Source organism: Phenylobacterium sp., from assembly GCF_037138395.1.
GTDB lineage: Bacteria > Pseudomonadota > Alphaproteobacteria > Caulobacterales > Caulobacteraceae > Phenylobacterium.
In genome coordinates this window covers 1-6,801 of record NZ_JBAXIM010000137.1, presented here as the reverse complement: position 1 = coordinate 6,801, position 6,801 = coordinate 1, and the positions used below count along the sequence as shown (strand labels likewise).

Below are 6,801 nucleotides of genomic sequence, written 5' to 3'. Positions count from 1 at the left end.
GTTCCCCCCCTTTAAGTTCCCCCCCTTTAAGTTCCCTCGCCGCCGCCGGAGGGGTAAACCCGCTCCATGCGCCTCGCCTTCCTCGGAACTCCCGACATCGCCGCCGCCTGTCTCGCCGCCGTGGCGCAGGCCGGGCACGAGGTCGTCGCCGTCTACGCCCAGCCCCCGGCGCCCCGGGGACGGGGCCAGGCGCTTCGCCCCTCGCCTGTCCAGGCCCTGGCGGAGTCCCTCGGCCTGCCGGTCCGCACCCCCGCCTCCATGCGCAACCCGGCGGAGGTCGAGGCCTTCCGCGCCCTCAAACTCGACGCTGCCCTGGTGGTGGCCTACGGCCAGATCCTGCCCCGGGAGGTGCTGGAGGTGCCGCGCCTGGGCGCCTTCAACCTGCACGCCTCCCTCCTGCCCCGCTGGCGGGGTGCGGCCCCCATCCAGCGCGCCATACTGGCCGGCGACAAAGAGACCGGCGTCCAGGTCATGCGTATGACGGAAGGGCTGGATGAGGGTCCCATCCTCGCCACCGCCCGGCTCGACATCCGGGAGAGCGAGACCGCCGGGACCCTTCACGACCGCATGGCGCAGGCCGGTGCCGATCTGCTGGTCGCCACCCTGGCCGACATCGCCGCCGGTCGGGCCGTTGAGACCCCCCAGGCCGTCGAGGGTGCCACCTACGCCAAGAAGATCAGCGCCCGCACCGCCCGCCTGCGCTGGGCCCGCCCCGCCGCCGAGCTGGATGCCAAGGTCCGCGGCCTCTCGCCCTTCCCCGGCGCCTGGTTCGAGGCCCCCGGGCCCCGCGGCCCGGTGCGTGTGAAGGCCCTGCTCAGCCGGGCCGAGGTGGGGTCGGGCGCACCGGGGACGATCCTGGACGCGGCCCTCCTGGTGGCGACGGGCGAGGGCGCGGTGCGCCTGCTCCGCCTCCAGCGTGAGGGCCGGGGGCCTCAGGACGCCGCCGACTTCCTGCGCGGCCTGCCCCTGCCCGCCGGGACGCAGTTGGCCTGATGCCCCGCTACCGCCTGACCCTCGAGTACGATGGTGGCCCCTACAAGGGCTTCCAGGCCCAGGGCGACCTGCCCACGGTCCAGGGTGCGGTGGAGCGCGCGGTCCTGGCCTTCAGCGGCGAGACCTTGCGCCTGCAGGCCGCCGGTCGCACCGACACCGGGGTCCACGCCACCGGCCAGGTGGTGCACGTGGACCTTTCCAAGGACTGGCCCGCCCAGACCGTGCGCAACGCCCTCAACGCCCACCTGGTCGACGAGGCGGTGGTGGTGCTGGAGGCTGAGGTCGCCCCAGAGGGCTGGCACGCCCGCTTCTCGGCCACCGAGCGGCGCTATCTCTACCGAATCCTCAACCGGCCGACGCCCCCCGCCCTCGACCGCGGCCAGGTCTGGCATGTGCGGACGCCCCTGGACGCCGGGGCCATGCACGCCGCCGCCCAGGTCCTGGTGGGCCACCACGACTTCACCACCTTTCGCGACCTGGCCTGCCAGGCCAAGTCGCCGGTCAAGACCCTGGATGTCGTCGAGGTCAGCCGCCGGGGCGAGGAGGTCTGGCTCCGCTTCGCCTCGCGCTCCTTCCTCCACCGGCAGGTGCGGTCCATGACCGGCACCCTGGCCGAGGTCGGCGTCGGGCGCTGGACAGCGCAGGACGTGAAGGCCGCCTTGGAGGCGCGGGACCGCCGGGCCTGCGGCCCTGTAGCGCCAGCGTCGGGCCTCAGCCTGACGGGCGTCTCCTACGCCGAAGGCGGCGCGGCGAAGTAGCGGCGGATCAGGGTCTCGTAGACCGATTGCAGGCGGCGGATCTCCTCCACCGGCGCCCGCTCGTCCACGGCGTGCATGGTGCGGCCCACCAGGCCCAGCTCGACCACCGGGCAGAGGTCGCGGAGGAACCGGGCGTCCGAGGTCCCCCCCGTGGTCGACAGGTCCGGCCGCTGTCCCGACACCGCCTCGACGGCGCCGGCCACCAGCTCGGTAAACGGGCCCTGCTCGGTCAGGAAGGCCTCGCCGCTGATCGCCGGAGTCAGGGTGATCGTCCCCGGGAAGCCCTCTGCCGCTCGGTCGGCCTCGGCCTGGACCCAGGCGGCCAGGTCCGCGCCCCGGTGGGCAGGGTTGAAGCGGATGTTCAGCCGCGCCGTGGCGACGGCGGGGATCAGGTTGGTGGTGGGATTGCCCACGTCCACGGTGGTGACCTCCAGGTTCGAGGGCTGGAAGTCGGCATAGCCTTCATCCAGCACCCGTGCCTCAAGCGCCGCCAGCAGGCGGATCAGGACCGACACGGGATTGGCCGCCCGGTGCGGGTAGGCCACATGCCCCTGGATCCCCTCGACCCGGACACCGACATTGATCGAGCCCCGGCGGCCGATCTTGACCATGTCACCAAAGCTCTCGGCGCTGGTCGGCTCGCCGACGATGCAGTGGTCGAGGATCTCGCCCTCAGCCTTCAGGGTCTCGACCACCCGCTTGGTGCCGTCGAGGGCCACGCCCTCCTCGTCGCCGGTGATCAGGAAGGACAGGGAGCCGGTCACCGCACCCTCGGCCAGGGCCGAGGCGGCGGCGGCGGCGAAGGCGGCGATGGCGCTCTTCATGTCCACGGCCCCGCGGCCGATCAGCACGCCATCAACAATGTCGGCGGCGAAGGCCTCGCGGCTCCAGGCGGCCACATCGCCCACCGGCACCACGTCGGTGTGGCCGGCGAAGCAGAGGTTGGGCCGAGCCGTCCCGATCCGGGCATAGAGGTTCTCGATCTCGCCAAACCGCATCCGGCGGCAGGCAAAGCCGAGGCCGGCAAGGACCTGCTCGACCACGTCCATGGCCCCGGCGTCGGCAGGGGTCACAGACGGGCGCCGGATCAGCTCCCGGGTCAGTTCGACGGCGTCGATCCCAGCCATGGGCCTAGTCCCTCAGAAGTTCGTTGATGGAGGTCTTGGCCCGGGTCCGGGCATCCACGGTCTTCATGATCACCGCGCAGTAGGTTCCCGGCAGGCCCTCATGGGGGCTGGGCCGGGACCCGGACATGACCACCGAATAGGGCGGCACCTCGCCGGTGAAGACCTCGCCGGTCCGCCGATCGATGATGGGGGTGGTGGAGGTCAGGTAGACGCCCATGGACAGGACGCTGCCCTCGCGCACGATCACGCCCTCGGCCACCTCGGAACGGGCGCCGATGAAGCAGTTGTCCTCGATGATGGTCGGGTTGGCCTGCAGGGGCTCCAGCACCCCGCCAATCCCCGCCCCGCCGGACAGGTGCACGTTCTTGCCGATCTGGGCGCAGGACCCCACCGTCGCCCAGGTGTCGACCATGGTCCCCTCGTCCACGAAGGCGCCGATGTTCACGAAGGAGGGCATCAGCACCACGTTGCGGGCAATGAAGGCGCCCTTGCGCACAACGCAGCCCGGCACGGCGCGAAAGCCAGCGGCTTCGAAGCGGGCGGCCTCCCAGCCCTCGAACTTGGTGTCCACCTTGTCCCAGTAGGGGCCGGGGCCAGGAGCGGAGTGCACCCGGTTCGGGTTCAGGCGGAAGGACAGGAGGATGGCCTGCTTGGCCCATTGGTGGGTGGTCCAGGCGCCGTCCTCGCCCCGGGTCGCCACCCTCAGATCGCCGCTGTCCAGCTGGCGCAGGGTCTCGTCCACGGCGGTCCGCACCGGGCCGGTGGTGGCGGTGGAGACCTGGTCCCGGGCCTCCCAGGCGGCTTCGATCTCGGCGCGAAGGTCGGCGTAGGTCAGGCTCATCTGGCGGTCTCCCGGAGGCGGGCGTGATTGAGGAAGGGGGTCAGGTGCGCGGTGCGGTGGTGGACGAAGGCCGCCTCGGAGCCCAGCGCCCGGGGACCGACCAGGACCGTGGTCATGCCCAGGTCGAAGGCCGGTTTGAGGTTGCGCTCGGAGTCTTCGAAGAAGGCGGTCGTGGCGGGGTCCAGGCCGTGGCCGTCGATCATCCGCGTAAAGCCCAGGGGGTCGGGCTTGGGCGCAAAGCCAAAGGAGTGGATGTGGAAGACCTCGTCGAACAGGTGGGCCAGCCCCAGGTGGTTCAGCACGCGCTCGGCGTGGAAGTCGTCGGCGTTGGTGAAGATCAGCCGGCGCCCGGGCAGGCGGGCCAGGGCCACGAGGAGCTCCGGGTCGTGCGCCAGGGCGTCAAGGCTGAGGTCGTGGAACAGGGCGTGGAAGTCCGCCGGGTCGACCCCATGGTGGAGCCTCAGTCCGCCCAGGGTCAGGCCGTGCTCGGCCAGGTACTTCTTCTGCAGGGCGAAGGCCGCGTCCCGCTCCAGCCCGGTCACCTTCATGACGAAGGCGGTCATGCGGCCCTCCACCTGCCGCATGAAGCCGGACTCCTCCGGGTAGAGGGTATTGTCCAGGTCAAACAGCCAGGTGTCGATATGGCTGAGGTCCGGGATCATCGGGTGATGAGGGTTCCCGACCCGTGTTCGGTGAACAGCTCGACCAGCATGGCGTGGGGGCGTCGGCCGTCCAGGATGACCACCGCCTCGACCCCGGCCTCGACCGTGGCGATGGCGGTTTCCAGCTTGGGGATCATGCCGCCAGAGGCCACGCCCGAGGTGATGGCCGCCCGGGCCTCGCCCACCGACATCTGGCGGATGAGCTCACCGTCGGCCCCCAGGACGCCCGCCACGTCGGTCAATAGCAGCATCCGCTTGGCCTTGAGGGCGCTAGCCAGGGCGCCGGCCACCGTGTCGGCGTTGATGTTGTAGGTCTGTCCGTCCTCGGCCACGCCGATCGGGGCGATCACCGGGATGTAGTCGTGGTCGGCCAAGATCAAGCCCTGGATCAGCTGGGGATCGATCCGGGTGGGCTCGCCGACGAAACCCAGGTCCACCACCTGCTCGATCTGGCTGTCGGGGTCCTTGCGGGTCCGGGTCGCCTTCTCGACGGTGATCAGCCGGGCGTCCTTGCCCGACAGGCCCACCCCGCGGACGTCCGCCTCGGCGCCGGCCAGGTTGATCCAGTTGGCGATCTCCTTGTTGATCGCTCCGGACAGGACCATCTCGGCCACCTCCATGGTGGCCTCGTCGGTCACGCGCAGGCCGTCGATGAAGGTCGACTTCACGCCCGCCTTGTCCAGCATGCGCGAGATCTGCGGACCGCCGCCGTGCACCACCACCGGATGCAGGCCCAGGAGCTTCAGCAGGACGGCGTCGGCCGCGAACAGGCGCGCCGATTCCTCCTGGCCCATGGCATGGCCGCCGTACTTTATGACCACGGTTTCGCGGTCATACTGCTGGATGAAGGGCAGGGCCTCGGCCAGGGTCCTGGCGGTCGCCCAGCCCTGCTCCTCGGCCGCAGGGTTCGTCGATGGCGTCTCGCTCAAGTCCAGGGCCTCCTGCACACGTGGGGGTGCGATACCGGACCTGCGCCCCTCTGTCACCCGCTGGCGGCGTCACGGGGTTGGTGCGGGACCCCGCCGTGGTAGGAAGGTGCCCCCCTTTCGACGGAACCGCACATGCGCCTGAACGCCCGCCTCGCCGCCGCAGCCGCCCTCGTCGGCCTCGCCGCCCTTCCTGCCCAGGCCGCACAGGCCGCCACAGTCGCGGTCACCGCCGACCGGATGATTGACGTGGCCACTGGTGCCCGCATCGAACGCCCCCAGGTGGTCATCACCGATGGCCGGATCACCCGGGTGGGCCGCCAGGGCGATGCCCTTCCCGAGGGCACCGAGCGGGTCGACCTGCCGGGCGTCACCCTCGTGCCAGGCCTGATCGACATGCACGTGCACATCACCTCCTCGCCCCTCTACAGCGGCTACAACAGCCTGCTCTTCACGGACTCCTTCTGGTCCGTGATCGGCGTCGCCCACGCAAAGTCCACCCTGGAGGCGGGTTTCACCACAATCCGCAATGTCGGCTCCGAAGGCTATGCCGACGTGGGCCTCAAGCAGGCCATCGACGCCGGCTTCGTACCGGGTCCGCGTATCGTGCCGGCGGCCTACGCCCTGGGCGCCACGGGCGGCCACTGCGACTCCACCTTCTTTCCCCCGTCCATGAACGAGCAGAGCCCCGCCGTCGTCGACAGCCCCGACGAGGCTCGGCGGATGGTCCGGAAAATGCGCAAGTATGGGGCCGAGGTGATCAAGATCTGCGCCACGGGCGGGGTCTTCTCCCGAGGGGACTCTCCCGGCGCCCAGCAGATGACCCTGCAGGAAATGCAGGCGGTGGTGGACGAGGCCCACGCCGCCGGGATGAAGGTGGCGGCCCACGCCCACGGCGCCTCCGGCATCCGCCAGGCCATCGAGGCCGGGGTCGACACCATCGAGCACGCCAGCCTGGTCGACGACGAGGGCATCCGCCTGGCGGTCCGCAAGGGGGCCTGGTTCGGCATGGACATCTACAATACCGACTACACCCAGGCCGAGGGCGCCAAGAACGGCGTGCTCGAGGAAAACCTCCAGAAGGACCGGGACATCGGCCTCATCCAGCGCCAGAACTTCCAGAAGGCGATCCGCGCCGGGGTGAAGATGATCTTTTCCACCGACGCCGGGGTCTATCCGCACGGCCACAACGCCCGGCAGTTCGCAGTCATGGTCCAGTGGGGTGCCAGTCCCCTCCAGGCCCTGCAGTCGGCCACGATCAACGCCGCCGACGCCCTGGGTCAGGCTGGCCAGGTCGGCCAGATCAAGGCCGGCGCCTGGGGCGACCTCGTGGGGGTCCGCGGCGATCCCCTCAGCGATGTCCGGGTGCTGGAAACCCCCGTCTTCGTCATGAAGGGCGGCCAGACGGTCAGAAAGCCCTAGGGTATTCCCTCCTGGGAAGGCGCGCGCACCAGGACGTAGGGGGCCTGTTCAAGCGCCGTTGACCCCCTCACC

At 70.6% G+C, this 6,801-nt stretch carries 7 protein-coding genes; 3 read left to right on the top strand and 4 right to left on the bottom strand.

Annotation, left to right across the window (positions count from 1 at the left end; all coding sequences use genetic code 11):
• Nucleotides 1-66: 66 nt before the first annotated feature.
• A complete protein-coding gene (gene fmt / locus WCJ52_RS10490) occupies nt 67-993 on the top strand; it encodes a methionyl-tRNA formyltransferase (protein WP_336903255.1) in 927 nt (308 codons plus the stop codon).
• Complete coding sequence (gene truA, locus WCJ52_RS10485; protein WP_336903254.1) at nt 993-1,751, top strand: tRNA pseudouridine(38-40) synthase TruA; 759 nt, start codon at nt 993-995, stop codon at nt 1,749-1,751. The genes fmt and truA overlap by 1 nt, the downstream gene beginning before the upstream one ends.
• On the opposite strand, the gene dapE is transcribed toward truA, so the two are convergent.
• Genes dapE through argB form a run of 4 tightly spaced genes read right to left on the bottom strand, consistent with a single transcriptional unit; the run spans nt 1,724 to nt 5,310 of the window.
• Nucleotides 1,724-2,878 carry a succinyl-diaminopimelate desuccinylase gene (gene dapE, locus WCJ52_RS10480; RefSeq protein WP_336903253.1) on the bottom strand — a complete coding sequence of 385 codons (1,155 nt, stop codon included), beginning with the start codon at nt 2,876-2,878 and terminating at the stop codon, nt 1,724-1,726. The two genes, truA and dapE, sit on opposite strands and share 28 nt — an antisense overlap.
• A gap of 4 nt (nt 2,879-2,882) precedes the next feature.
• Nucleotides 2,883-3,719, bottom strand: a complete 837-nt coding sequence (gene dapD / locus WCJ52_RS10475; protein ID WP_336903252.1) for a 2,3,4,5-tetrahydropyridine-2,6-dicarboxylate N-succinyltransferase — start codon at nt 3,717-3,719, stop codon at nt 2,883-2,885.
• A complete protein-coding gene (locus tag WCJ52_RS10470) occupies nt 3,716-4,381 on the bottom strand; it encodes a pyrimidine 5'-nucleotidase (protein WP_336903251.1) in 666 nt (221 codons plus the stop codon). The genes dapD and WCJ52_RS10470 overlap by 4 nt, the downstream gene beginning before the upstream one ends.
• A complete protein-coding gene (gene argB / locus WCJ52_RS10465) occupies nt 4,378-5,310 on the bottom strand; it encodes an acetylglutamate kinase (RefSeq protein ID WP_336903250.1) in 933 nt (310 codons plus the stop codon). The genes WCJ52_RS10470 and argB overlap by 4 nt, the downstream gene beginning before the upstream one ends.
• Before the next feature lie 132 nt (nt 5,311-5,442).
• Between argB and WCJ52_RS10460 the strand changes: the two genes are divergently transcribed.
• Complete coding sequence (locus tag WCJ52_RS10460; RefSeq protein ID WP_336903249.1) at nt 5,443-6,729, top strand: amidohydrolase family protein; 1,287 nt, start codon at nt 5,443-5,445, stop codon at nt 6,727-6,729.
• Nucleotides 6,730-6,801: the final 72 nt, after the last annotated feature.